Here is a 25,363-nt window from a genome sequence, read left to right as displayed (position 1 = left end):
CCCCCGCGAAGGCGGTTTTTTTTCGTCTGCGTTTTATGGTCCCATCCAAGGCACATTGCCTGACGCGCCCCCCCCCCCCTGCGCACCTGCACAAATCTTCTAAACACTCTTCTCCCCCACGCGGTATTTTAGAAACGCCCCTGCTCAACCGCCCTATGGAATCCTCCCATGGACAAACGCAACTGGATCTCTCTCTCCCAGGATGTCGATACCGGGATCGAGTCGATTCGTGCGCATTTCCGTGGGCATGCCTACGATCCGCACTGGCATGACAGTTTTCTAGTCGGCGTTACCGAGCAAGGCGTCCAGCAATTCAACTGCCGCCGTGTGCGCCATCGCAGTACGCAGGGGCATGTGTTTCTGCTTGAGCCGGGTGAAATCCACGATGGCCATGCGCCGACCGAGGATGGGTTCACCTACTCGATGCTGTATCTGGATCCGCACTGGCTGGAGCGCGAGCTGCACGCGCTGTTCGAAGAGGCGCCCGCCGACAGTCAGCCAGGCTTTACCGACACACTGAGCCACGATCCGCGCCTGTCGACGGCGATCGTGCAAGCCTTCCACGCGTTACATGACGGCGATCTGCGCATCGTCCGGCAGACTGCACTGGATGGCCTGCTGGCGTCCCTCACCCGTCATCTCGACTGGCGCAAGCGTCAGGACTTCGATCCGCGCCTGCCACTGGTTGCGCAGGTTGCGCGCGACTATCTGCATGCCCACACCTACGAAGACATCGGCCTCGACGACCTAGCGCAAGCCTGTGGTGTCGATCGTTTTCGCCTGACCCGCGCGTTCAAGGCCGCTTTCGGTTTGGCACCCCACGCCTACCTGATCCAACTGCGCCTGGCCAAGGCACGGCAATTGCTCGCGCGCGGCGAGACGCCAGCGCAGGTGGCCAGCGTGCTTGGTTTTGCCGATCAGAGTCATCTGGGGCGCTGGTTCCGCCGCGCCTATCAATTGACCCCGGCGGACTACCGCAGACGCTGCTCAAATCTTCCAGACTGAGGCCCGCCCGCTGACGATCATGGTGTCCTGTTTCGACTTTCAGGAATTTGCACCATGGCTTCTTTACTGCCCTTTCTGCTGTTTGCTTTCGTCGCCTCGATCACGCCGGGGCCGACCAATATTCTGGTGCTGAGCCACAGTTCGCGGCGCGGACTGATTGCCACGCTGCCGATCATTTTCGGCGCCTGTGCGGCGGCCGCGTTGATCGTGCTGGTGGTCGGGCTCGGCGCTGGCGAAACCCTGTTGCGCTTTCCGCGCGTGCAGCAAGCCATGGCTTGGGCTGGCGTGCTCTGGTTGAGCTGGCTGGCGTGGCAGATCTTTCGCAGTACGCCGCCGTCGCTGGACCCAAATGCTGCGCAGGAACAAGGCTTGAGCGTATTCGGCGCGGCGCTGCTGCAACTGGTCAATCCGAAGGTGTGGATGATGGCTGTGGCGGTGGTCAGCGTATTCGTTGGCGGCGGCGACAAGACGCTGCGCCTGCTGGTGTTGTCGCTGGCATTTCTGCTGGTGTCGCTGCCGTGCATGACGCTCTGGGCGCTGCTCGGCGTCGGCAGCGCGCGGTTGCTCAGCTCACCGCAAGCGTTCAAGCGAATGAACGCGGCACTGGCCCTTCTTCTGCTGCTCTCGGCCTGGCTGGCCGTGTTGGTCTAATGCCCGGTGGCTTGCCGGTATTGGCGTGGTGTAAACCCGGTCGAGGCCTTGAACTGACGGGTGAAAGCGCTGTGATCGGTGTAGCCGCATTGCAGCGCAACCTCGGTAATCGGCAAGTCGCTGTGCAGCAATCGATGCGCGTGTTCCAGGCGGACTTTCTGAATCATCTGCCGTGGTGTCAGGTGAAAAACGCGTTTGCAGTAGCGTTCCAGTTGCGCCACGGAAATCCCGGCGATCCGCGTCAGTTCACCCAGCGTCACCCGCCGGTTGAAGTTGCCGCGAATGTATTCATCGACAGCCGCCAGGCGCTCGAACGCCGGGTGGGTTTCGCTGGCTGATTGCAGATCCACCGAGATCCCCACCAGGCCGATGATCGTCCCGTCACGGTTGTAGATCGGTCGTTTGTGGGTCAGGCACCAGCCCGGTTCGCGACTGCCATACAGATGCAGTTCGAGCTGATCCTCCAGCACAAATCCTTCCTCCAGCACCTTGCGATCCTGCTCGGTATAACCCGGGCCCAACTGCGCCGGGAACACCTGCGCACTGGTTTTGCCGAGTAACGGGCGCAGGTCCTTCAAGCCACAGCGCTGCACCAGCGTACGGTTGGCCAGCACATAGCGCGCTTGCAGATCCTTGATGAAGATCGCCGCATTGGGGATGACATCGAGTATCGGCAACAACTGCGCGGCACCGGCGACCATCTCTTCGAGGGTCTGCGCACGCAAGCCGTCAGTGCCCTGGCACAGGATCGAAAACGCTGACTGCATCAAACACTTCCCCCTCGAGATGAACCGCCAGAAAAGCTGTCCGCGAGCAGAGTGCAGCAACGTCACGGCCCTGTCGAGGCCCAGCAATCGCCAGCGCCATTGTGCTGAATTCGTCATCGATCCCTGCATAAAACATCAATCGCCGCCGCCGTCGACCCGTGCAAAGTCTGCTCGTCCCCGTGACACAACTGCCTATCCAATAACTCACAAGAAGGCGATGCCATGTCAGGCCAAGGCAAGTTCAAAAAACAGCTTTCATTGATCGACCTCACCTTTATCGGACTCGGCGCGATCTTCGGCTCCGGCTGGTTGTTCGCCGCCAGCCATGTCTCGGCGATTGCCGGTCCGGCGGGGATTTTCTCCTGGTTGCTGGGCGGTTTTGCCGTGTTGCTGCTGGGCATCGTCTACTGCGAACTGGGCGCGGCATTGCCCCGTGCCGGCGGCGTGGTGCGCTACCCGGTTTATTCCCACGGCCCGCTGCTCGGCTACCTGATGGGCTTCATTACGCTGATTGCGTTTTCCAGTCTGGTGGCGATCGAAGTGGTCGCCTCGCGCCAATACGCGGCGGCGTGGTTTCCCGGCCTGACCAAGGCTGGCAGTGGCGATCCGACGATCCTCGGCTGGCTGGTGCAGTTCGGCCTGCTCTGCGTGTTTTTCCTGCTCAACTACCGCAGCGTGAAGACCTTCGCCAAGGCCAACAATCTGGTCAGCGTGTTCAAATTCATCGTGCCGTTGCTGGTCATCGGCGTGCTGTTCACTTTCTTCAAACCGGAGAACTTTCAGGTTCAGGGATTCGCTCCATTCGGCCTGTCCGGCGTGGAGATGGCGGTCTCTGCCGGCGGAATCATCTTTGCCTACCTGGGCCTGACGCCGATCATTTCCGTGGCCAGCGAAGTGAAGAATCCACAGCGCACCATCCCCATCGCGCTGATTCTTTCAGTACTGCTGTCGACCCTGATTTACGTGCTGCTGCAAATGGCCTTTCTCGGCAGCATCCCGACGGAAATGCTCGCCAACGGCTGGGCGGGTATCAGCAAGGAATTCGCCCTGCCCTATCGCGACATCGCCCTGGCGCTCGGTGTCGGCTGGCTGGCCTATCTGGTGGTCGCCGATGCGGTGATCTCGCCGAGCGGCTGCGGCAACATCTACATGAACGCCACGCCGCGAGTGATCTACGGCTGGGCGCAGACCGGCACCTTCTTCAAGGTCTTCACCCACATCGATGAAAAGTCCGGCATCCCGCGTCCGGCGCTGTGGCTGACTTTCGCCCTGTCGGTGTTCTGGACCCTGCCATTCCCGTCGTGGGAAGCGCTGATCAACGTGGTCTCCGCCGCGCTGGTGTTGAGCTATGCGGTGGCGCCAGTGTCGGTTGCGGCGCTGCGGCGCAATGCGCCGGACATGCCGCGCCCGTTCCGGGTCAAGAGCATGGGCCTGCTCGGGCCGGTGTCGTTCATCATCGCCGCGCTGATCGTCTACTGGTCGGGCTGGAACACCGTGTCGTGGCTGCTCGGCCTGCAAATCCTGATGTTTGTCATCTACCTGTTCTGCGGTCGCTTTGTGCCGACCGCACACCTGAGTCTGGCGCGTCAGGTGCGCTCATCGGCGTGGCTGATCGCGTTCTACGCGGTGACTATCGTGCTGTCGAAACTCGGCACCTTCGGTGGCCTGGGCATCCTCGCTCATCCGTTCGACACGATCGTCGTCGCCGCTTGCGCCACCGGTATTTACTACTGGGGCGCAGCGACCGGCGTGCCTGCCCATCTGCTGCGCCTGGACGACGAGGACGAAGAAAGCGACAGCCCTGCGCCCTCGCCCACCGTCAACGCCCGCCCTGCCGGCGCCTACTGAAATCATCCAACGGGATCTCTTCATGAAACGAGTACACGTCATTGATTCCCACACCGGCGGCGAACCGACACGGCTGGTGATGAGCGGCTTCCCCGAGCTGTCCGGCAACAGCATGGTCGAGAAACGCGACGCCCTGCGCAGCCAGCACGATCAATGGCGCCGCGCCTGTCTGCTCGAACCGCGTGGCAACGATGTGCTGGTCGGCGCGCTGTATTGCCCGCCGGTGTCGCCTGATGCCACCTGCGGGGTGATCTTCTTCAACAACGCCGGATACCTGGGCATGTGCGGCCACGGCACCATTGGCCTGATCAATTCGTTGCAGCATCTGGGGAAAATCCAGCCGGGCGTGCACAAGATCGACACACCGGTGGGGCAAGTCAGCGCGACGCTGCACGACGATGGCTCGGTCACTCTGGGCAACGTGCCCGCCTACCGCTATCGCAAACAAGTACCAGTGGACGTGCCCGGTTTTGGTCGCGTAGTCGGTGATATCGCCTACGGCGGCAACTGGTTTTTCCTGGTTTCCGAGCATGGCCAGACCCTGACCATGGACAACGTCGAACACCTGACCGCGTACACCTGGGCCATGCTCAAGGCGCTGGAAGATCAGGGCATTTTTGGCGAAGACGGCGCGGTCATCGACCACATCGAACTGTTCGCCGATGACGATCGGGCCGACAGCCGCAACTTCGTCATGTGCCCCGGCAAAGCCTATGACCGCTCACCATGCGGCACCGGCACCAGCGCCAAACTTGCCTGCCTGGCCGCCGACGACAAGCTGCAAGCGGGCGCACCGTGGATCCAGGCGAGCATCACCGGCAGCCAGTTCGAAGGGCGCTTCGAATGGGAGGGCGAACGCATTCGCCCGTTCATCACCGGCCGCGCCTACATGACCGCCGACAGCACCTTGCTGATCGACGAAACCGACCCGTTCGCGTGGGGCATCTGAGCCGCCACGCCGCTTTTTCACCTCGAATCAAACGAAATGCCAAGGAGTTGAACCATGAGCGACAACATCTTCACCGGCTGCATGCCGGCCCTGATGACCCCATGCACCGCCCAGCGCAAACCGGACTTCGATGCGCTGGTGGCCAAGGGACGCGAGCTGATCGATGTCGGCATGAGCGCCGTGGTCTATTGCGGCTCGATGGGCGACTGGCCGCTGCTGACTGAAGCCGAGCGCCAGGAAGGCGTGGCGCGCCTGGTCGCTGCCGGGGTGCCGACCATCGTCGGCACTGGTGCAGTGAATACCCGAGAAGCGGTTTCCCACGCAGCGCATGCGGCGAAAGTCGGCGCGCAAGGCTTGATGGTCATTCCGCGCGTGCTGTCCCGTGGTGCTTCCGCAACAGCGCAAAAAGCCCACTTCGCTGCCATCCTGCAAGCCGCACCGAACTTGCCGGCGGTGATCTACAACAGTCCTTACTACGGCTTCGCCACCCGCGCCGATCTGTTTTTCGAACTGCGCCGTGAATACCCGAACCTGATCGGCTTCAAGGAATTCGGCGGCGGCGCGGACCTGCGCTACGCGGCCGAGAACATCACCTCCAAGGACGAGGACGTGACGCTGATGGTCGGCGTCGACACGCAAGTGGTGCACGGCTTCGTCAACTGCAACGCCACCGGCGCCATTACCGGCATCGGCAACGCCCTGCCCCGCGAAGTGCTGCAACTGGTGGCGCTGAGCAAGCAGGCCGCGCAAGGCGATGCCAAGGCCCGGCGCCAGGCGCGGGAACTGGAGTCGGCGCTGGCCGTGCTGTCATCGTTCGACGAAGGTTGCGATCTGGTGCTGTATTACAAGCATCTGATGGTGCTCAACGGCGACAAGGAATACACCCTGCACTTCAACGAAAGCGACGTGCTGAGCGACTCGCAACGGCGCTATGCCGAGAAGCAGTATTCGCTGTTCCGTCACTGGTACGAAAACTGGTCCGCCGAGCAGAACTTCGCCTGACCGCCACCTGCCGCGAGTCATCACGATTCGCGGCAGGCCTCGCTCATTTCACAGGAAGACACCATGACTCTGACGGGCAACATGCTGATCGGCCAACAATCCGTGGCGGGTACGCGTCCGGCCTTTCGCGGGATTGATCCGGCGACCAACCAGGCACTTGAACCGCAGTTCGCCGGGGCGTCAGCCGAACAGGTGGAACAGGCCTGCGCCCTGGCTTGGGCGGCGCAAGATGCGTATCGCGAAACCAGCCTGAGCGCCCGTGCGGCATTTCTCGAAAGCATTGCCGAACACATCGAAAACCTTGGCGATGAACTGATCGAACGCGCCCACGCCGAAACCGGTCTGCCGCCTGCACGCCTTCAGGGCGAACGTGGCCGCACCTGCTCGCAATTGCGCCTGTTCGCCCGTACCGTGCGCGCCGGTGAATGGCTGGACGTGCGCGTCGACAGTGCGCAACCGCAACGCCAACCACTGCCGCGCTCCGACTTGCGCCAGCGGCAGATTGCCCTGGGGCCGGTCGCGGTGTTTGGTGCGAGCAACTTTCCGCTGGCATTTTCCGTGGCCGGTGGCGACACCGCCGCAGCACTGGCGGCCGGTTGCCCGGTAATCGTCAAGGCGCACAGCGCGCATCCGGGCACCAGCGAACTGGTCGGCCGCGCAGTCGCGCAAGCGGTCAAAGCCTGCGCTCTGCCCGAGGGCGTGTTTTCCTTGTTGTTCGATTCTGGCTACGAAGTCGGCATCGCATTGGTCAGCGACTGGCGCATCAAAGCCGCTGGTTTCACCGGCTCGCGCACTGGCGGTCTGGCCTTGATGAAAGCTGCGCAAGCGCGACCCGAGCCGATCCCGGTGTATGCGGAAATGAGCTCGATCAACCCGGTTTTGCTGTTTACCGCCGCGCTGGAAAATCGCGCGCAGGCGTTGGCCGAAGGGTTTGTCGCGTCGCTGACACTGGGCGCCGGGCAGTTCTGCACCAACCCGGGATTGCTGATTGCCCGCAAAGGCCCGGCGCTCGACGGGTTCCTCAGCGCGGTGGCTGAACTGATCCCGCGCAGTGCGGCGCAAACCATGCTCACGCCCGGCATCTTCGGCGCCTATCAAGCAGGCGTGACGGCTCTGCAAGGCAATCCCCGTGCACGCGCGATAGCGGTTGGCCAAGTCGGCAGCGGCCCGAATCAGTGTCAGACGCAAGTCTTCAGCACTGATGCAGCGGATTTTCTCGCCGATCAAAGCTTGCAAGCCGAGGTGTTCGGCGCGACAGCGCTGATCGTGCAATGCAGCAGTGACGAAGAAATCCGTCAGGTCTGCGCACATCTGGAAGGCCAACTGACCGCGACCCTGCACATGGATGACGCCGACTTTGCACTGGCGCGCACGTTGTTGCCAACCCTCGAGCGCAAGGCCGGGCGCTTGCTGGTCAATGGCTGGCCGACCGGCGTGGAAGTCTGCGATGCGATGGTGCATGGCGGGCCTTACCCGGCAACCTCGGATGCGCGCAGCACCTCGGTGGGCACTGCGGCGATCCTGCGTTTCCTGCGGCCGGTGTGCTATCAGGATTTCCCCGACAGCTTGCTGCCGACGGCGCTGCAACAGACCAATCCGCTCAACCTTCGGCGCTTGCTCGATGGCCAACGGGAAGCGACACACCATGGCGAATAATCCATCGCACGACATCGCCGTGGTCGGCGCGGGGATCATCGGCGTCGCTTGCGCACTGCGTCTGGCGCGCCAGGGTTTGCGCGTGGTGGTCATCGATCAGCAGGAACCGGGGCATGGCGCTTCGTTCGGTAATGCCGGGCATCTGGCCACCGAGCAGGTGTTCCCGATTGCTGACGTGTCGATCCTCAAGCGTTTGCCGGCCATGCTGATGGACCCGATGGGGCCGCTGCGTCTGGACTGGAAGTACCTGCCGCGCGCCCTGCCGTGGTTCACCCGCTTGCTGCTGAATCTGCGGCCTGAGCCTTTTCAGAAAACCGTCGCCGGCTTGCGCGCGCTCAACGAAAGCAGCCTCGACGCGTGGCAGCGCTTGTTCAGCGATATCCAGCGCACCGATCTGCTCAAGGTTGACGGCTCGTTACTGGTCTTCGAAAAACCTGAATCCCGTCAGGCCATCGAAGCCTTGCAGGCGCGACTGCATCAGCAGCAGGTGCCGGTGGACTATTGGCAAGCGGGGCCGATTCGCGAAACGGCGCCGCAGCTCAGCGAACAGATTCAGGGCGGACTGTTTTTCCCGCGAACCGGGCATTTCCTTGATCCCTATCGGGTGGTCTGCGCACTGGTCGAAGCGGCTCGCAGCAGCGGCGTGAGTTTTCTCAAGCAGCAGGTTCAGGGCGGCTACGTGCAGGGAAACGGTGTGCTGTTAGTCACCGGCAATGGCGGCGTAACAGCCGCTCGAGCGTTACTGGCCTGCGGTGCGCATTCGGCAAAACTCACCGCCGCTCTGACCGGCAAGCAGGTACCGTTGGACACCGAGCGTGGCTATCACCTGATGCTGCCGCACGAGCATGATCGCCTGCCCTTCCCCGTTACCTCGCTGGAGCGCAAGTTCATCATGACGCCAATGCGCGAAGGCCTGCGCCTGGCCGGCACAGTCGAGTTCGCCGGGCTGGAGCGGCCAGCGAACATGGCACGTGCCTGGCAGTTGCAGCGCCTGAGCCAAGGTCTGTTTCGCAAGGACCTGAACGCTGATGGCGCGACGCCGTGGATGGGCTTTCGCCCGTCGCTGCCGGATTCGCTGCCGGTGATCGATCAGGTTTGCGCCGGCAAGGTCTTGCTTGCCTTCGGTCATCAGCATCTGGGCCTGACTCAGGCGGCGCTGACGGCGGAGATGATCGGGCAGATGGTCTCAGGCGCGGCCGGCGAGTTGCCGAATGCCGACGCCTACCGACTGGCGCGTTTCTAAGCGTGCTTCAGCGCGTCGCCGTGATGCATGGCCAGGTGGCCGGTCTTGTCGCTCTTGACCTCGTACTGCGGCGCGTCTTTCGAGGCCGGGCGGTGGCGGCCCATGAACTCGGTGTCGCGGGTGTGCACCTTGACCACTTTGCCGTGAATCTCGCCGGCCTCGGAATTCCAGCGCACCGCATCGCCGACTTTGAATGAGCTGCTCATCATTGCCTCCTCGCCTCTGGCTGTTGGTTTATGGAGCCGCGCGCGTCGGAGAAATTCCGCTTTTTTGCGAGGCGACCGAAGGCAGGCAAAAAAATCGAACGGCGCAAATCGCCCGCACCTCCAACTTGCACAAGCCGTAGAAAACGGCCATGACGAGGTGTGAGATGAATAACGATCAAGGCAAGCAAGGTGACGATCCGCTCCCAACCACGCCCGACCCGCTGAGTCCGGGGCGTACCGAGGTCGATCCGATGAAGGAGCGCGGCATCGATGAGCTACCCGACAACGAAGGCGAAATCCCGCTGGATGATGACGACACCGGTCTGGATCCGGAGCGCGTACGTCAGGAAACCGATAACGCCGAGATGGACGACCAGCCCAATCCGCGTTGAGCCTGAAACGGCAGCCATACGGCTGCCTTTCGGTTGCCTTTCGGTTGCGCAATCAACAGCAGAATCAGGCAAGCATTTCACAGAAATGCACTACTTCGCGCTCCGACCCAGGCGCAACAATGGGCGTCCGACTACCCCATGGAGGATGCTCACATGCTCGTACAAGCCTACGGCGCCCACGCTGGCGACAAACCTCTTGAGCCGATGCAGATCAACCGCCGTGCCCCGGCGGCGCACGACGTACAGATCGATATCGCCTTCTGCGGCATCTGCCATTCCGACCTGCATCAGGTGCGCGCCGAATGGGCTGGCACGCAATTCCCTTGCGTGCCCGGCCATGAAATCGTCGGCCGCCTCTCGGCGGTTGGCGATCACGTCAAAGCCTACAAGGTCGGCGATCTGGTCGGTGTCGGTTGCATCGTCGACAGCTGCCAGCACTGCGATGACTGTGATTCCGGCCTGGAAAATTACTGCGACGGCATGATCGGCACCTACAATTTCCCGACCCCGGACGCACCGGGCTGGACCCTCGGCGGTTACTCGCAGAACATCGTTGTGCACGAGCGCTATGTGTTGCGCATCCGTCATCCCGAGGCGCAACTGGCCGCCGTCGCGCCGCTGCTCTGCGCCGGCATTACCACCTACTCGCCGCTGCGCCACTGGAACGCTGGCCCCGGCAAGAAAGTCGGCGTGGTCGGCATCGGTGGCCTGGGCCACATGGGCATCAAACTGGCCCACGCCATGGGCGCCCATGTCGTCGCCTTCACCACCTCCGAATCCAAGCGCGAAGCGGCCAAGGCGCTGGGTGCGGACGAAGTGGTGGTGTCGCGCAATGCCGAAGAAATGGCGGCACACACCAAGAGCTTCGACTTCATCCTCAATACCGTCGCAGCGCCGCACGATCTCGACGCCTTCCTCGTCTTGCTCAAGCGCGACGGCGCGTTGACCCTGGTCGGTGCGCCCGCATCGCCGCATCCGTCGCCGAACGTATTCAACCTGATCACCAAGCGGCGCACCATTGCCGGTTCAATGATCGGCGGCATTCCCGAGACCCAGGAGATGCTGGATTTCTGCGCCGAGCACGGCATCGTTTCCGACATCGAGTTGATCCGCGCCGACCAGATCAACGAGTCCTATGAGCGCATGCTCAAGGGCGACGTGAAATACCGCTTCGTCATCGACAACGCAACGCTCGCCGGCTAAGCGCAAGCGCCCATTGGCAGCGCAATGCTGCCGATGGTTCGGGGATTTCACCTGCACAATTGACAGCGTCAGCGTTGCTCGCCAGAGTCGCACCCCTTTTTCCACCGCTGGGTGAACGGGGTCGCCATTGAACCAACAGACATTGTCCATGCGCCTGGAGCGCGTCGCTGCCCACGTGCCGGTCGGCGCGCGGCTGGCGGATATCGGCTCGGATCACGCCTATTTGCCGGTTGCCCTGATGCGCCGAGGGCTGATTACAGCGGCGGTGGCTGGCGAGGTCGCGCGCACGCCATTTCACGCGGCGCAACGCACCGTCAATGACAACGACCTGCACGGCAAGATCAGCGTGCGTCTGGCCGATGGCCTGGCGGCGATCAGGCCTGACGACGGCATCAGCGCCATCACCCTGTGCGGCATGGGCGGCGAAACCATTCGCGATATTTTCGACAGTGGCAAAGCCCATCTCAGTGGCCACGAACGCTTGATCCTGCAACCCAACGGCGGCGAGCAAGCACTGCGCCAGTGGTTGATGGATAACGGCTACCGCATCGTTTGCGAAGAGGTGCTGCACGAGAACCGCTTCGACTATGAAATCATCGTTGCCGAGCGCGGCTCTGATCCGGTGACTTACGATGCCAGGGAACTGTTTTTCGGACCGCTGCATATGCAGGCGCGCGGCCCGGCATTTCTGCACAAATGGCAACGCAGGCTGAGTCAGCGGCAGAAGACGCTGGGGCAGTTTACGCGAGCGCAACAGGCGTTGCCGGAGGACAAAATTCTTGCGCTGAAGCAAGAGATGCAGTGGATCAGTGAATTGCTCGGGTGACTGTGTGGCCGTCTTCGCGAGCAGGCTCGCTCCCACAGGAAATTGCATTTCTCCTGAGGAAACACGGTCAACTGTGGGAGCGAGCCTGCTCGTGAAAGCGGTGGGTCAAGCTACAGAGCAACCAAGTTGGCCGCAGCCGTCGGAAAAACAAAAAGCCTGCTGTTAAAAGCAGGCTTTTTCGTGGGCCGTGAACTTACTTCTGCTGCGTCAGCGCCGAGTAGCTGTTCATCAGGTTGCGATAGTTGGGGATACGCTGCGACAGCAGGTTACCCAGGCCTTCAATGTCGTTGCGCCAGTCGCGGTGCAGCTCACAGGCCACCGAGAACCAGTTCATCATTTGCGCGCCGGCCTGAGTCATGCGGCTCCACGCGGCTTGCTGCACGGTGGTGTTGAAGGTGCCGGACGCATCGGTGACTACGAACACATCGAAACCTTCAGCCAATGCTGACAGGGTCGGGAACGCGACACACACATCCGTTACCACACCGGCAATGATGATCTGCTTTCGACCGGTGGCCTTGATTGCCTTGACGAAATCTTCGTTGTCCCAAGCGTTGATCTGACCTGGGCGAGCGATGTACGGCGCGTCCGGGAACATCTCTTTCAGCTCCGGCACCAGCGGGCCGTTCGGGCCTTGTTCGAAGCTGGTGGTGAGGATGGTCGGCAGGTCGAAGAACTTGGCCAGATCCGCCAGCGCCAGCACGTTGTTCTTGAACTCGTTCGGCGAGAAGTCCTGCACCAGCGAGATCAGACCGGTCTGGTGGTCAACCAGCAGCACGATAGCGTCGTCTTTGTTCAGGCGGTTGTAGGTTGGAGTGGTCATGGTGTGCGTCCCTTTTCAAGTTTGGAGTTTTGTTGTTGCGTTCAAGTTGGGTACAGATTACTGACGCACAGCAAAGGGATAAATCGGCTGCAAAGCGTTTCACCGTCCACTGAAACGGGACAATCATTCGAGGCCCGCTCTGATTAGATACACCACAGTACAAATGATGTACCTCAGCCCCCATTTATCAACTCCGCGCAACTTCCTAAAGTCTCCTCCAACAGCCACCCGCCATCCTGACGGGCCAGCGACAGAGGAAATCATCATGAGCACATCGAAAAAAGTAGTTGTCATCACCGGCGCCTCGCAAGGCATTGGTGCAGGTCTGGTCGAAGGCTTTCGCGCCCTTGGCCATCAAGTGGTCGCTACCTCGCGCTCGATCAAAGAGTCGAGCGACCCGGATGTCCTGACCGTCGCCGGCGACATTGCCGATCCGCAAACTGCCGAGCGCGTGATTCGCGCCGCTGTCGCCCGCTTCGGTCGCGTCGATACGCTGGTCAACAATGCCGGGATCTTTCTGGCCAAGCCGTTCACCGCTTACAGCCAGGCGGACTATGCCCAGGTCGTGGCGACCAACATGAGCGGCTTCTTCTACATCTCGCAACTGGCCATCGCCGAGATGGAAAAACACGGCAGCGGCCACGTCGTCAGCGTCACCACCAGCCTGGTCGATCATGCAATCGATGGCGTGCCTTCGGTACTGGCGTCGCTGACCAAGGGCGGCATCAACGCCGCGACCAAATCCCTGGCCATCGAGTACGCCAAGCGCGGCATCCGGGTCAACGCCGTGTCGCCGGGCATCATCAAAACACCGATGCACGCTGAGGAAACCCATCAGGCGCTGGGCAGTCTGCACCCGGTCGGCCACATGGGAGAAATCGACGACATCGTGCAAGCGATCCTCTACCTCGACGGGGCAAATTTCGTCACTGGCGAGATCCTGCATGTCGACGGTGGCCAGAGCGCCGGCCATTGATCGAAACCCTGCAACGCCGCCGGTGGATACCGGCGGCGTCGTTGGTTGTGGTACACAGAGGATGAACGTCCGTCGATCCTCGGTGCGAGCCACAATGAAACGCCATTTTGAAGATTTGCAGTTAGGCAGTATCGAACTGTTCTGCCTGGCCGCCGAAGCCGGCAGCTTCACCGCTGCCGCGCAACTGGCCGGGGTCACGCCCGCTGCGGTGAGCCGGTCGATTCTGCGTCTGGAGCAACGCTTGGGTTCGCGACTGTTTGCCCGCACCACGCGCAGCATTCGCCTCACCGACGCCGGCCGGAGCTTCTTCGAACAATGCAGCCAGGCGCTGACGCAACTGGTCGAAGCGCAGCAGGAAGTCATGGGCGCGCAGACTTCGCCATCGGGTCGACTGCGCATCAGCCTGCCAACCACCTACGGGCATCACCGCATCCTGCCGCTGCTACCGAAATTTCGCGCGTTGTACCCCGAGGTCACGGTCGACGTGCACTTGGGCAATCGCAATATCGACTTCGTTGAAGAGGGCTACGACCTGGCGATACGCGTGCGCGCGCAACCGGACTCGACCCTGATCGCGCGCTTGCTGGAAGACGCCGCCCTGGTGGTGGTCGCCGCCCCCGAATATCTGCATAGAGCCGGCACGCCGCAGACGCTGGACGATCTCATCGCGCATGAGTGCATCCAGTTCGAATTGCCCAGCAGCGGGCGGCGGATTTCCTGGCTGTTTCAGGAAAACGGCCGGGACCTGGAAGTGATTTCCGACGGTGGCTATTCCTGTTCCGACGATGTGCTCGGCGGTGTGACGCTGGCCAAGCACGGCGCCGGGCTGTTTCAGACTTACCGTTTCATCGTCGAGCAGGAACTCGCCGATGGCCGCCTGATGGAAGTGCTGCAACCGTACGCCGGACGTTCGCGCCCCTACACCCTGCTCTACCCGCACGGCCGCTATGTGCCGCAACGGGTGCGGGCGTTTGTGGATTTTCTGCTGGGGTTTCGTGAGCAATGGGCAGGACCCGCGCGGTAATCAACCGGTCTGACGCAGGCGGCTGAGTTCCTTGGACGGCGGGCAGCCGAACTGGCGGTTGTATTCGCGGCTGAACTGCGAAGCGCTTTCGTAGCCGACGCGGTAACAGGCGCTTGAGACGTCCAGCCCTTCATTGATGATCAGCCGCCGCGCCTCTTGCAGGCGCAGCTGTTTTTGATATTGCAGCGGGCTCATCGCGGTGACGGCTTTGAAGCGGTGATGCAGCGCCGAGTTGCTCAGATTGGCCACCTGCGCCAGCGCGTCGATGCGCAGCGGCTCGGTGAAATTCTTGTTCAGCCAGTCGATAGCCCGCGTGACCCGGTGGGTCTGCGAATCGCTGACGGCGATTTCATACAGCAGATGCCCGTGCTGGCCGCGCAGCAGGCGGTAATACAGCTCGCGCAACGCCATCGGCGCGAGCATGCCGATGTCGCGCGGATTATCCAGCAGGCGCACCAGACGCAGCATGGTGTCGAGCAGGGTCACGTCGATCTTGTCGAGAAACATCCCGCGCCCGGCGTCCTGCGGCATGCCGGTCAGCGGTGATTCGGCAATCAGTTGCGTCAGTTGTGCCGGATCGAAATCCAGCCGTACGCAAAAATACGGCGCCTCGGGCGAGGCTTCGATCACCCGTCCCGACACCGGCAACGTCACTGACACCACCAGATAATTCAGCGGGTCGTAGAGGAAGCGTTCGTCACCCAGCCCGACTTCCTTGCGCCCCTGCACGATCAGGCACAGCGCCGGCCGGTGCACAACGTGAATCAGCTCGGACGGGCCATCGAGACGGATCACGTGCAGCGGCGCAATCGCCGTTTCGTAGGTGCCCGGCGCGTCGAAGCGTTGAGTCAGCAAGCGCACCAGTTCGGCGCGATACACCGCCGTATCGTGGAGGATGGAAGCGTCGTGGTTATCCATGCAAAGGGCCTCGAAAGCAGACGAAGGTGGGTCAACTGCGGAGGAAGATTAGCCAGTTTTGTCCAGCGGCGACTAGATCAAAGATGCTGCAGATTTGCCTGATTCTGCGTGCTCGTCTTACTGGCAAAGCCATGGGCGCGTTATCACACGCGCCCTTGGCTTCTCACCCGACTATCAACCCGCCGTAACCGTCATGCCGCCATCGGCCATGACCACCGAGCCGACCATGAAACTGGCGCGGTCGGAGGCGAGGAAGGTGACGATTTCGGCGATTTCTTCCGGCTGCGCCGCCCGACCGATCGGCGCCGCTTCGCCGTGCTGCGCGAGGAAGCCCGGGCCGTCCTCGACCACGTCATTGAGGATGTTAGTCACCACATCGCCGACGCCGATGGCATTGACGCGAATGCCGTGCTCAATGACTTCCAAGGCCAGCGTGCGGGTCAATTGTGCCAGCGCACCTTTGGAAGCGGTGTAGGCGGCAATGGTCGGAAAGGCAAAGTACGACGCATAGGAAGCGATATTGACGATCGCGCCGGACTTGTTCGGGATCATCGCCTTGACCGCTTCGCGGCAGTGCAGGAAGGCGGCCGTGGCATTCACTGCCTGGATCTTTTCCCAGTCGTCGCGGCTCATGTCGATCACTGCTTTGTTGATAATGATCCCGGCGTTGTTGACCAGAATATCCAGGCGCCCGAACTGCTCGACGGCAAGGCCGACTGCGCGTTCGGCGGCGCCGTCCTCGGTGATGTCCGCCACCAGCGGCACCAGATCGGGACGAGCCAGTGCTTCGACAGCCGGGTTGAGGTCTTCGGCAATCACCTTGGCGCCGCGAGCGTGCAGCATCAGCGCAATCGCCTTGCCGATGCCACTGGCCGCGCCAGTGACCAGTGCAACTTTACCGGCGACTTCTTGTGGCAGGGTGTGGTTGAAATCAGTCATGGTTTTAACTCCTCGATAGCGAATCGGTGTTGCGCCTGATGGCGCGGTCGTAAACACGGCTTCACTGTCGCGCACTCTCCGCCGCCGGGCTTTCGGGCGATTGCCGGGACTGTCGGAGTTTTGCGCTGGAATTTCCTGCCCGCCCGCCCTAACCTGCAAAATCATTCACAGCCGAAGCTTTTCATGGAGCGTCCTGTGCCCCCTGCCAGCCCTGCTATGCCGACAATCAACCAGCCCGCGCGCATCGCCGCCGAAGCCATGCCGGAGCATTTGCCCGGTGTTGCGGAAACGACCACACCGCGGCCGCAGATCAAGGATGCAGTGGTGCAGCTGTTCCGCCATCAGACTCTGCTTGAGCCGATCCGCGTGCCATGCGTGGCCGAACCGCTGCTGGTGCTGGTATTGGCCGGCACTGCCCGGGTCGAAGAACGTTCGTTGGGCGGAGAATGGCAGGCGAGCCAGGTCACGGCGGGCGACTTCTTCCTGACCAACACCCGCGAACCTTATGAAATGCGCTGGCAAACCGAAGGCTGTGAGGTCTTCGAAGTCATGCACCTCTACCTAGGTCTGGGCCTGATCGAACAAGCGGCGCGCGAAGCGTTCGGCGAACAGGCCGGTGCAGTGACGTTTGTCGATGTGTCCGGTGCGCGTGACGAGCAGGTCAGCTTCATCCTTGAGCAACTGCGCATCGAACTGACCGAACAGCGCCAACCCAGCGCACTGCTGGTGCACAGCCTGGCTCAGGCGTTGGCGATCCATCTGCTGCGTCATTACCTCGACCCGGACAGCAACCCGCGCCGCGACAACGCCCTGCCCGCCTACAAACTGCGCCGGGTGATCGAAGCCATGAATGCGAATCTGGCGGAGGATTTCAGCCTCAGTCATCTGGCCGCCATCGCCGGGCTGAGCGACTACCACTTCAGCCGCACCTTCAAGCGCGCCACCGGTTTATCGCCCTCGCAATACTTCATCCGCCTGCGCATGAGCCGCGCGCGTCATCTGTTGCTGGAAACCGCCCACAGCGTGATCGACATCGGCCTGGAGGTTGGCTATTCCAGCCCCAGCCACTTTTCCCAGGTGTTCCGCCGTGAAGTCGGCGTCACCCCAAGTGCCTACCGCGATGCGCCACGCGGGGCCTGAAATCTGTCGAAAAGCGATGCAGCAGAATTGGGCAAATCCCGTGGAGGAATCGATTAATAGCCCATGAGCCCCCGCACTTAATCTTCTTCCAAGCCCACTCACGGGCACACAGAAGAGGACGACATCATGCTGAACATTCAAGACAAAGTGATCGTGATTACCGGCGCCAGCAGCGGCATCGGCGAAGCCACCGCACGCCTGCTCGCCGAACGTGGCGCCAAAGTGGTGTTGGGTGCACGGCGCACCGAGCGTCTGGCAGTCATTGCCGAAGAGATCAATAGCGCCGGTGGCCACGCGCAGTTCCGCGCACTGGACGTCACCGATCAGCAGGATGTGCAGCGCTTCGTCGATTTTGCCGTCGAGCATTACGGCCGCGTCGATGTGCTGGTCAACAACGCCGGGGTCATGCCGTTGTCGCGGCTGGACGCGCTGAAGGTCGATGAGTGGAACCGCATGATCGACGTCAACATCCGTGGCGTACTCCACGGCATCGCCGCCAGCCTGCCGTTGATGCAGCGCCAGCGCGCCGGGCAGATCATCAACATCGCCTCGATCGGCGCTTACGCGGTCAGCCCTACTGCGGCGGTGTACTGCGCGACCAAATACGCCGTACGGGCGATTTCCGAAGGCTTGCGTCAGGAGGTGGGCGGCGATATCCGCGTCACCGTCATCGCACCGGGCGTGACCGAATCGGAACTGGCCGAGAGCATTTCCGACGAAGGCGGCCGCGAAGAGATGAAGTCATTCCGCAAGATCGCCATCCCCGCCGAAGCCATCGCCCGCGCGATTGCGTATGCCGTCGAACAACCGGCGGACGTGGACGTCAGCGAACTGATCGTACGCCCGACGGCGAGCCCTTATTGAGACCAGGAGTCAATCTGTGGGAGCGAGCCTGCTCGCGAAAGCGCTGGCTCAGGCGAATATGATGTTGAATGTGCCGCCGCCTTCTCGAGCAGGCTCCCACAGGGAATCGCGGTGCCGCTGACGAAACGGGCTGGCACTCATATCCAACCTAACGCGCTCCCGGCCCGATCAACATGCTTTCGATCTCGGCGCCGGGCATCATTTGCTGCAGGCCTTCGATGAGCTTGTCGCCGGCCTCGGTCAGCGCTTCCAGCGGCATGGCGGGCAGGCTTTCGAGGATGAACCACATGTGCTGCGCTTGCGCATCGAGGCGGGTTCGCACGCCTTGGCGCCAGTTCCAGCGCCGGCAGGTCACGCCTTGGTCATCGCGCCAGACCACTTCGCCAGCGTCCGGGAATTCGTGCGCGGGCTGGCCTTCTTTCATCGTGTCGAACGGTTCGCTGCCATCGGCGACGACCAGACGCGGTGAGCCTATGTAGGCTTGCGCATTCTCCCCGCCGACCGGAATCGCGTACTCGAGGCTGATGGCGTTGTACAGATCAACCACCGGATCGATGCTCGGCAACTCGCCGTCGCGCAACACCCGTTTGCGCAGAGCCTCGGCCGAGCACGGCGTGCGCTGCGGCTTGGCACCGAACTGGCGAAACACGTCCGCCCAGGCCTGCAAGTGCGCGGGCGCCCATGCCGGGCCACCGTTGGCGAAGATCTGGCAGGCTTTGGCCAGTGCTTCACCGGCCACGTATGCCTGAGTAATCGGCGCCGCTTGCACGACAATACTCAGCGCTCTGAAGCCCGGCGCGAGTTGCGCAACAGCCGGATCGATTGACGGCACGACAGACAGCATCCCAGAATCCCCCTCATACCCGAATTTCAAACGATGCTAGCGATCAATGACCAAGAAAGTCAATATATCGACCGAAGCCGGCGCCGACGTCGAGACCGTCAGCGCGGCGGTGTCGCGCACGCTCAAACAGGCGCGCAAACAACAGGGCATCACCCTCGACGAACTGTCCCGACGCTCGGGCGTGAGCAAAGGCATGGTGGTCGAGATCGAGAAAGGCTCGGCCAACCCAAGCATCGCGACATTGTGCAAAATCGCCGCGGCGCTGGGCTTGTCCGTGGCGGATTTCGTCAATGTCGCCGACACTCCGACGGCGCACCTGATTGATAGTCAGGACATTCCCACGCTATGGAGCGGTGAGCTGGGTGGATCAGCGCGCCTGCTGGCCGGCACCAGCGGCCCGAACATGCTCGAGTTGTGGCGCTGGGAATTGTTTCCCGGCGAGTCATTTGCTTCAGCCGGTCACCCGAATGGCACCACAGAGCTGTTTCATGTCGAGAAAGGCACGTTGCATTTGCACGTTGGCGATGCCGAGCTGATTGTCGGGCCTGGGTGTTCGGCGGTGGCGCGGACCGATGTGGCGCATGGGTATGCCAACCATGGGCGAGCGAAACTGGTTTTCACGATGTCGGTGACTGAACTGCATCAGGGTGCGCGGGAGAGCCTCTCACTCTAATTCCAGAGTGGGAGGCATCTATTAAATCGCTCGATCAGCGTGACGGCGGATGTTCGGTTGACACCGAGTTGGCCGCATCCACATCTGACATATCTTCCTCGACCGGCGCCTGATCGTCCGGCGGCAAAGGCACCTCGGGATTTTCCCGCTTGGGATCGTGCCCGGTCTCATTGTCGGTGGTGCGCGTCACGGCTTGTTACGACTGGTTGCCCGGTGCGTTTTCATCAATGTCCATGTCGTTCTCCGAGGTGTTCAGCGATAGGTACCTGAACGTGTGAAATGCCCTTGCGTGACAAGTGCCCGGCAATGGACGAACGGCGTTCTGTAGAAAACGCAAAAAGCCTGCTTTCGAGGCAGGCTTTCGCTTTGGATTTAACGCTTACTTCTGCTGCGTCAGCGCCGAGTAGCTGTTCATCAGGTTGCGGTAGTTAGGAATGCGCTGCGACAACAGATTGCCCAGGCCTTCAATGTCGTTGCGCCAGTCGCGGTGCAGCTCACAGGCCACCGAGAACCAGTTCATCATCTGCGCGCCGGCCTGGGTCATGCGGCTCCACGCGGCTTGCTGCACGGTGGTGTTGAAGGTGCCGGACGCATCGGTGACCACAAACACATCAAACCCTTCCGCCAGCGCCGACAGCGTCGGGAACGCTACACAGACATCCGTTACCACACCGGCAATGATGATCTGCTTGCGCCCGGTGGCCTTGATTGCCTTGACGAAATCTTCGTTGTCCCAAGCGTTGATCTGGCCTGGACGAGCGATGTACGGCGCGTCCGGGAACATTTCTTTCAGCTCCGGCACCAGCGGGCCGTTCGGGCCTTGTTCGAAGCTTGTGGTGAGGATGGTTGGCAGGTCGAAGAACTTGGCCAGATCCGCCAGCGCCAGCACGTTGTTCTTGAACTCGTTCGGCGAGAAGTCCTGCACCAGCGAGATCAGACCGGTCTGGTGGTCAACCAGCAGCACGATAGCGTCATCTTTGTTCAGGCGGTTGTAGGTTGGAGTGGTCATGGTGTGCGTCCCTTTTCAAGTTTGGAGTTTTGTTGTTGCGTTCAAGTTGGGTACAGATTACTGACGCACAGCAAAGGGATAAATCGCTTGAAAAGGGTTACACCGTCCACTCAAACCGGACAATCCACTTCAATCGTAGAACGGCTCAACCAACGCGCGACTACCGACAAAGAAACTGTCCGCCACCAAGCGCAACGGTTGCAGATCCAGGTCGCTGTCCTTGTCGCTGATCAATTGCTGGAAGTGGCGGTAGACCGCTGCGTACTCGCCCTCCTCCGACACACTTTGGCGCACGCCGTCGATGCTCAGCACCGCGCCGCCATTGTCCAGGCGCAGGATGCCTTCGACGCAGCGGATTTCGATGCTCCACAGTTCATCGTGGCCATGGTCGAAGTCGAACTCGGCGCGTACGTCGAGCTGATGTGCATCAGACATTTTGATCGAGGCGGCAATCGGCGACTGGCAGTTGCTCGGCACGCGCAGTTCGGCGGCTTCGACAAACAGCGGCAGCGCCAGCAGGTGGGTGATGATCGACAAAGCGTTGATGCCCGGATCGAACACGCCGAGGCCGCCCGGCTGCCAGATCCATGCCTGACCCGGATGCCACTTGCGCACGTCTTCCTTCCAGTCGATCCGAACGCTTTGCAGGGTGCGGCTGGCCAGCCAGTCGCGGGCGGCGGCGATGCCCGGTGCATAGCGCGAGTGCCAGACGAACAAAGCGCTGATGCCTTGGTCGGCGACTTGATCGACCAGGGCCATGGCCTCGCCCAATGTTGCACAGGGCGGTTTTTCCACCAGCACGTGCTTGCCGGCCGCCAACGCCTGTTGCACCAGCGCGAAGCGCCCTTGTGGCGGCGTGCAGAACGCAATTGCGTCGACAGTCGGGCCGTTTTCAAGCAGTTCGCCCAGCGACTGGAAGTTCTCCACCCCGGCGCAAGGTTTGCCCTGGGTAGCGACCGCCACCAACTGGAATGCCGGGTTGGCGAGGATGGCGGGGACGTGTTGATCCTGGGCGATCTTGCCGTAGCCCACCAGGCCGAGACGAATCGGTTGCATTACAGACTCCTGTTGTTGTTTTGGTCTTTGCAGCGCAGCGGCAAGAGTACGTGTTTCTGCGCCCGCCTCCAATCGTCATACTATTTAAATCAAGGTTTGGTCGCGGCGAACGCATGGCTTATTCGTCATTTCTTCTTACACCTTTTGTCGTCCAATCCCGCACCGCGCGGCGATCGGCAGCCGGCGATCAGCCTCAGTTTGCTATCATGCGGCGCTTTTACGGTTAACCCCTCGCCAGTCCTGCCGACTGGCGGGCTGCAAAAGGCGGTATTAGATGACGGCTTTGTTGACTCGCCGCAAGGTACTTGCGGGAATGGGCGTGCTCGGGCTCGGCCTGCTCGCCGGTTGCGATACCCGTGGCCAACTGTCGTACAAGTACGGCAAGGATCTGAGCGACAAGATCCTCGGACGCACCTTCAAGCTGAAGAATCCCGAAGGCGAAACCATGTCGCTGTCGAGCTTTCGCGGAATGATGCCGATGATCTTCTTCGGCTTCACCCAGTGCCCGGCCGTTTGCCCCACCACCCTCGCCCGCGCCGCGCAGATCAAGAAACTGATGGGCCGCGACGGCGATCGTTTGCAAGTGGTGTTCATCACCCTCGACCCGGAACGCGACACGCCGCAGATCCTCGACGCCTACGTCAAAGCCTTCGACCCGAGCTTCGTCGCGCTGTACGGCACGCTTGAGGAAACCAAGGCCACCGCCAAGGAATTCGACGTGTTCTACGAGAAAGTCCCGGCCGGCGACACCTACACCATCTCCCATACGTCCACCAGCTACGTCTACGACTCGCGTGGTGAGTTGCGCCTGGGCCTGTCCACTTCGCTGACAGCCCAAGAGTGCACGGAAGATTTGCTTACTGTTATGGAGGTCTGCTGATGCATCCCGTTCTGAATCACCTCAAACGCACCGTATGTGCACTGTCCCTGCTCGGCCTGGCCTTTCAGGCGTCGGCGCAGACTAAAGTCGACGACGCCTGGGTCCGTGCCACTGTGCCGACCCAGTCCGCCAGCGGCGCGTTCATGACCGTCACTGCCGACAGCGACAGCAAACTGCTCAGCGTTGCCTCGCCAGTGGCCAAGGACGTTCAGATTCATGAAATGAGCATGAAGAACGATGTGATGACCATGGGCCAGGTGAAGTCGGTTGAGTTGCCTGCCGGCAAAGCCGTGAGCTTCGACCCGAACGGCTACCACGTCATGCTGATGGGCCTGACCGGTCAGTTGAAGGAAGGCGACAGCGTGCCGCTGACCCTGACCGTGGAAAACGCCAAGGGCGAGAAAGAAACCATCGAAGTCAAAGCACCGGTCCGCGCGCTGACCAACATGGGCGGCCACGATCACAGCAAGATGCATTGATCGCTGACTGAAAGACTGTTCGCCTGACAGATAAGCGGGGCGGCTTGATCGATGATCGGGCCGCCCCGTTTTTTATGGAAGCGATGCTCTGACCGAATGGAAAGCTTGCTTTACATAAGCAAAGATTTCGACGAGGATGTAAAGGGTCTTTTACATGGAGTTAAACATGAATCGCTATTACCTCGAAATGGGCGCCGCATTGACGCTGTACACACTCGTGCTGATCGCCTCGGTGGTTGCCAGCCAACATTTGCTGGACGCCCATCTGCTGTTGCGTTCAGCCGTCGCGCTGGCGCCGATGATCCCCGCCGGATTGATGTGCTGGGCTATCGTGCGCAACCTGCGGCGCCTGGATGAGATGCACCTGCGCATCCAGTTTGAAGCGCTGGGCTTTGCGTTCGCCGCTTCCGCGTTGCTGACGTTCAGCTATGGCTTTCTCGAAAATATCGGCGCCCCGCACATCCCGTGGACCTGCGTATGGCCGGTGATGGGCGCAATGTGGATCCTCGGTCTGCAAATCGCCCGACGTCGCTATCAATGAAAAATCACCTCAAGGCGCTGCGCGCCGAGCGCAAGTGGTCACAGGTCGATCTGGCGCAGCGCTTGAAGGTCTCCCGTCAGACCATCAATGCCATCGAAAATGAACGCTATGACCCAAGCCTGCCGCTGGCCTTCCAGATCGCGCGAGCGTTCGGGTTGCCGATTGAAAGCATTTTCGAGGATGGGGAAACGTCCATTTCCGACTCGCTGTGAGCGCTGCCACTGACGAGTATTAGCGGCAGACCACAGGAGCCTGCCGCACTCCCCTCCCCTCAACTCCCCGCACCACCATGCGCTTCTTCAAAGAAGTAATCCTTCCAGCTCGCCGCTTTGTTTTTCAACACGCCCAGTTCCTGCAATTTCTCGGCATAGATGAACGTGCGTTGCGGTACGACGGTGAAGTCGATTTCCGGGTCTTTGACGATTTGCTCGACCAGAGCCAGCGGCAGTTTCGATTGCTCTACACGAATGTAGGCCTGGGCGGCGGCGGGTTTGTCGGCTTTGATGATGTTCTCGGCTTCGGCCAGTGCGTCATAGAAAGCTTTGTAGGTTTTCGGGTTTTCGTCGTGGAATTTTTCCGTGGTGTAGAGCACGTTGAACGTCGCCGGGCCGCCGAGGATGTCGTAGGAGCTCAGCACTTTATGCACGTTGGGGTTTTGCAGCGCCTGGTACTGGAAGGGTGGGCTGGAGAAATGCGAGTTGATTTCCGAGCCGCCGGCAATCAGCGCAGCGGTGGCGTCAGGGTGCGGCAGGCTGACCGAAATGTTATCGAACTTCTTGAACTGGTCATCACCGAACTCCCTGGCGGTTTCTATCTGCAGGGTACGCGACTGGAAGCCTACACCTGCGGCCGGCACGGCGATACGGTCCTTGTCGCTGAAGTCCTTGAGGGTTTTGATGTTCGGGTTGTTGGTCAGCAGGTAATTGGGCATCGACCCCAGCGCGGCGATGGCTTTGACGTTCTGCTTGCCCTTGGTGCGATCCCACACGGTGAGCATCGGCGGCACGCCGGCCGAGACGACGTCCAGCGCTCCGGTGAGCAGCGCCTCATTCATGGCCGTAGCGCCGGAAATGCTGTTCCAGTCGACCTTGATCTCCAGGCCCTGGGCCTTGCCGTGTTTCTCGATCAGCTGTTGATCGCGCACGACATCGAGGATTAGATAACCGATACCGAATTGCTGGGCGATGCTGATCTTGCCCTCGGCCTGGGCGCCGCTGCTGAACAGCGCGCCCGCTGCCAGAGTTGCGGCCAACAGAGTCAGCGCAGAACGTTTGAACGGTGTGGCCATGACAACCTCGCAGCATGGGGGTGGGCTGAAAGGCCTGACTTTATAGCTATAAAAAATAGAAATTAAATATCTTTATCGCATATCGATAGCACTCCACGATTTAGCGTCTGCTGCTGAAACTCAGGAGCAGTGGATGGACCTACAACAGTCTGAAACAAAAA

The 25,363-nt window shown here is 61.3% G+C and carries 29 protein-coding genes; 19 read left to right on the top strand and 10 right to left on the bottom strand.

Annotation, left to right across the window (positions count from 1 at the left end; genetic code table 11):
• The first annotated feature begins 168 nt into the window (after positions 1-168).
• Positions 169-1,005 carry an AraC family transcriptional regulator gene (locus QMX86_RS15815; RefSeq protein ID WP_282386499.1) on the top strand — a complete coding sequence of 279 codons (837 nt, stop codon included), beginning with the start codon at positions 169-171 and terminating at the stop codon, positions 1,003-1,005.
• Positions 1,006-1,059: 54 nt separating this feature from the next.
• The gene (locus QMX86_RS15810; RefSeq protein WP_110645804.1) at positions 1,060-1,656 is read left to right on the top strand and encodes a LysE family translocator; all 597 of its coding nucleotides are present in this window, start codon (positions 1,060-1,062) and stop codon (positions 1,654-1,656) included.
• On the opposite strand, the gene QMX86_RS15805 is transcribed toward QMX86_RS15810, so the two are convergent.
• Entirely contained in the window at positions 1,653-2,423 is a 771-nt protein-coding gene (locus tag QMX86_RS15805; protein ID WP_073475236.1) for an AraC family transcriptional regulator, read from the bottom strand. The genes QMX86_RS15810 and QMX86_RS15805 overlap by 4 nt on opposite strands.
• 222 nt (positions 2,424-2,645) lie before the next feature.
• Between QMX86_RS15805 and QMX86_RS15800 the strand changes: the two genes are divergently transcribed.
• The 5 genes from QMX86_RS15800 (at position 2,646) to QMX86_RS15780 (ending at position 9,121) form a co-directional block, all read left to right on the top strand.
• Complete coding sequence (locus tag QMX86_RS15800) at positions 2,646-4,271, top strand: APC family permease (protein WP_122691998.1); 1,626 nt, start codon at positions 2,646-2,648, stop codon at positions 4,269-4,271.
• A gap of 22 nt (positions 4,272-4,293) precedes the next feature.
• Positions 4,294-5,220, top strand: a complete 927-nt coding sequence (locus QMX86_RS15795) for a 4-hydroxyproline epimerase (RefSeq protein WP_282386494.1) — start codon at positions 4,294-4,296, stop codon at positions 5,218-5,220.
• 54 nt (positions 5,221-5,274) lie between these two features.
• On the top strand, positions 5,275-6,222 hold the full coding sequence (locus tag QMX86_RS15790; RefSeq protein ID WP_243243165.1) for a dihydrodipicolinate synthase family protein: 948 nt from the start codon (positions 5,275-5,277) through the stop codon (positions 6,220-6,222).
• A gap of 63 nt (positions 6,223-6,285) precedes the next feature.
• On the top strand, positions 6,286-7,878 hold the full coding sequence (locus tag QMX86_RS15785; protein WP_282386491.1) for an aldehyde dehydrogenase (NADP(+)): 1,593 nt from the start codon (positions 6,286-6,288) through the stop codon (positions 7,876-7,878).
• Positions 7,868-9,121: an FAD-dependent oxidoreductase gene (locus QMX86_RS15780; protein WP_282386489.1), complete on the top strand. Its 1,254-nt coding sequence runs from the start codon at positions 7,868-7,870 to the stop codon at positions 9,119-9,121. Before QMX86_RS15785 ends, QMX86_RS15780 begins: the two co-directional genes overlap by 11 nt.
• Here QMX86_RS15780 and QMX86_RS15775 read toward each other — a convergent pair.
• Positions 9,118-9,327 carry a DUF2945 domain-containing protein gene (locus QMX86_RS15775; RefSeq protein WP_051600414.1) on the bottom strand — a complete coding sequence of 70 codons (210 nt, stop codon included), beginning with the start codon at positions 9,325-9,327 and terminating at the stop codon, positions 9,118-9,120. The two genes, QMX86_RS15780 and QMX86_RS15775, sit on opposite strands and share 4 nt — an antisense overlap.
• A 164-nt stretch (positions 9,328-9,491) precedes the next feature.
• Between QMX86_RS15775 and QMX86_RS15770 the strand changes: the two genes are divergently transcribed.
• From QMX86_RS15770 to QMX86_RS15760, 3 genes are all read left to right on the top strand, one after another.
• Positions 9,492-9,719 (top strand): hypothetical protein, encoded by a 228-nt coding sequence (locus QMX86_RS15770; protein ID WP_110645810.1) that lies wholly within the window; start codon positions 9,492-9,494, stop codon positions 9,717-9,719.
• A 153-nt stretch (positions 9,720-9,872) separates the two neighbouring features.
• Positions 9,873-10,922 (top strand): NAD(P)-dependent alcohol dehydrogenase, encoded by a 1,050-nt coding sequence (locus QMX86_RS15765; protein ID WP_282386486.1) that lies wholly within the window; start codon positions 9,873-9,875, stop codon positions 10,920-10,922.
• A 127-nt stretch (positions 10,923-11,049) separates the two neighbouring features.
• On the top strand, positions 11,050-11,748 hold the full coding sequence (locus QMX86_RS15760; RefSeq protein WP_282386484.1) for a tRNA (adenine(22)-N(1))-methyltransferase TrmK: 699 nt from the start codon (positions 11,050-11,052) through the stop codon (positions 11,746-11,748).
• Positions 11,749-11,941: 193 nt separating this feature from the next.
• Here QMX86_RS15760 and ycaC (QMX86_RS15755) read toward each other — a convergent pair whose 3' ends face one another.
• Positions 11,942-12,571 carry an isochorismate family cysteine hydrolase YcaC gene (gene ycaC / locus QMX86_RS15755; protein ID WP_016774235.1) on the bottom strand — a complete coding sequence of 210 codons (630 nt, stop codon included), beginning with the start codon at positions 12,569-12,571 and terminating at the stop codon, positions 11,942-11,944.
• A 265-nt stretch (positions 12,572-12,836) separates the two neighbouring features.
• Between ycaC (QMX86_RS15755) and QMX86_RS15750 the strand changes: the two genes are divergently transcribed.
• Both QMX86_RS15750 and QMX86_RS15745 read left to right on the top strand, forming a co-directional pair.
• A complete protein-coding gene (locus QMX86_RS15750) occupies positions 12,837-13,547 on the top strand; it encodes an SDR family NAD(P)-dependent oxidoreductase (RefSeq protein ID WP_016774234.1) in 711 nt (236 codons plus the stop codon).
• A gap of 94 nt (positions 13,548-13,641) precedes the next feature.
• Positions 13,642-14,571: a LysR family transcriptional regulator gene (locus QMX86_RS15745; RefSeq protein ID WP_073475254.1), complete on the top strand. Its 930-nt coding sequence runs from the start codon at positions 13,642-13,644 to the stop codon at positions 14,569-14,571.
• Here the strand turns inward: QMX86_RS15745 and QMX86_RS15740 are convergent, their stop codons facing one another.
• Positions 14,572-15,489, bottom strand: a complete 918-nt coding sequence (locus QMX86_RS15740; protein ID WP_073475257.1) for an AraC family transcriptional regulator — start codon at positions 15,487-15,489, stop codon at positions 14,572-14,574.
• A gap of 174 nt (positions 15,490-15,663) precedes the next feature.
• Positions 15,664-16,428, bottom strand: coding sequence for an SDR family oxidoreductase (locus QMX86_RS15735; protein WP_056784713.1), 765 nt, complete (start codon positions 16,426-16,428; stop codon positions 15,664-15,666).
• 258 nt (positions 16,429-16,686) lie between these two features.
• Here QMX86_RS15735 and QMX86_RS15730 point away from each other — a divergent pair, with 258 nt between their 5' ends.
• Together QMX86_RS15730 and QMX86_RS15725 are read left to right on the top strand one after the other, a co-directional pair.
• Positions 16,687-17,568 carry an AraC family transcriptional regulator gene (locus QMX86_RS15730; protein WP_130928661.1) on the top strand — a complete coding sequence of 294 codons (882 nt, stop codon included), beginning with the start codon at positions 16,687-16,689 and terminating at the stop codon, positions 17,566-17,568.
• Positions 17,569-17,694: 126 nt separating this feature from the next.
• On the top strand, positions 17,695-18,432 hold the full coding sequence (locus QMX86_RS15725; RefSeq protein WP_071171866.1) for an SDR family oxidoreductase: 738 nt from the start codon (positions 17,695-17,697) through the stop codon (positions 18,430-18,432).
• A gap of 148 nt (positions 18,433-18,580) precedes the next feature.
• Here the strand turns inward: QMX86_RS15725 and QMX86_RS15720 are convergent, their stop codons facing one another.
• The gene (locus QMX86_RS15720; protein WP_282384600.1) at positions 18,581-19,276 is read right to left on the bottom strand and encodes a B3/4 domain-containing protein; all 696 of its coding nucleotides are present in this window, start codon (positions 19,274-19,276) and stop codon (positions 18,581-18,583) included.
• A 46-nt stretch (positions 19,277-19,322) separates the two neighbouring features.
• On the opposite strand from QMX86_RS15720, the gene QMX86_RS15715 reads away from it, so the two are divergent.
• Positions 19,323-19,949, top strand: coding sequence for a helix-turn-helix domain-containing protein (locus QMX86_RS15715; protein ID WP_282384598.1), 627 nt, complete (start codon positions 19,323-19,325; stop codon positions 19,947-19,949).
• A gap of 34 nt (positions 19,950-19,983) precedes the next feature.
• On the opposite strand, the gene QMX86_RS15710 is transcribed toward QMX86_RS15715, so the two are convergent.
• From QMX86_RS15710 to QMX86_RS15700, 3 genes are all read right to left on the bottom strand, one after another.
• Positions 19,984-20,139, bottom strand: coding sequence for a hypothetical protein (locus QMX86_RS15710; protein ID WP_282384596.1), 156 nt, complete (start codon positions 20,137-20,139; stop codon positions 19,984-19,986).
• A gap of 189 nt (positions 20,140-20,328) precedes the next feature.
• On the bottom strand, positions 20,329-20,958 hold the full coding sequence (ycaC, locus tag QMX86_RS15705) for an isochorismate family cysteine hydrolase YcaC (protein WP_016774235.1): 630 nt from the start codon (positions 20,956-20,958) through the stop codon (positions 20,329-20,331).
• A gap of 129 nt (positions 20,959-21,087) precedes the next feature.
• A complete protein-coding gene (locus QMX86_RS15700) occupies positions 21,088-22,014 on the bottom strand; it encodes a Gfo/Idh/MocA family oxidoreductase (RefSeq protein WP_282384594.1) in 927 nt (308 codons plus the stop codon).
• Positions 22,015-22,288: 274 nt separating this feature from the next.
• On the opposite strand from QMX86_RS15700, the gene QMX86_RS15695 reads away from it, so the two are divergent.
• The 4 genes from QMX86_RS15695 to QMX86_RS15680 all read left to right on the top strand — a co-directional run bounded on the left by QMX86_RS15695 (position 22,289) and on the right by QMX86_RS15680 (position 24,126).
• Positions 22,289-22,894 carry an SCO family protein gene (locus tag QMX86_RS15695; protein ID WP_016774221.1) on the top strand — a complete coding sequence of 202 codons (606 nt, stop codon included), beginning with the start codon at positions 22,289-22,291 and terminating at the stop codon, positions 22,892-22,894.
• Positions 22,894-23,373: a copper chaperone PCu(A)C gene (locus QMX86_RS15690; protein ID WP_122746942.1), complete on the top strand. Its 480-nt coding sequence runs from the start codon at positions 22,894-22,896 to the stop codon at positions 23,371-23,373. The genes QMX86_RS15695 and QMX86_RS15690 overlap by 1 nt, the downstream gene beginning before the upstream one ends.
• A gap of 166 nt (positions 23,374-23,539) precedes the next feature.
• Positions 23,540-23,914, top strand: coding sequence for a hypothetical protein (locus QMX86_RS15685; protein ID WP_073475277.1), 375 nt, complete (start codon positions 23,540-23,542; stop codon positions 23,912-23,914).
• Entirely contained in the window at positions 23,911-24,126 is a 216-nt protein-coding gene (locus QMX86_RS15680) for a helix-turn-helix transcriptional regulator (RefSeq protein ID WP_073475280.1), read from the top strand. The genes QMX86_RS15685 and QMX86_RS15680 overlap by 4 nt, the downstream gene beginning before the upstream one ends.
• Before the next feature lie 59 nt (positions 24,127-24,185).
• Here the strand turns inward: QMX86_RS15680 and QMX86_RS15675 are convergent, their stop codons facing one another.
• Positions 24,186-25,202 (bottom strand): ABC transporter substrate-binding protein, encoded by a 1,017-nt coding sequence (locus QMX86_RS15675; RefSeq protein WP_056784695.1) that lies wholly within the window; start codon positions 25,200-25,202, stop codon positions 24,186-24,188.
• Between the last annotated feature and the right edge of the window lie 161 nt (positions 25,203-25,363).

Source organism: Pseudomonas sp. PS01270 (genome assembly GCF_029959775.1).
GTDB classification, from domain to species: domain Bacteria; phylum Pseudomonadota; class Gammaproteobacteria; order Pseudomonadales; family Pseudomonadaceae; genus Aquipseudomonas; species Aquipseudomonas atacamensis.
This window is presented reverse-complemented; position numbering and strand designations above follow the sequence as displayed.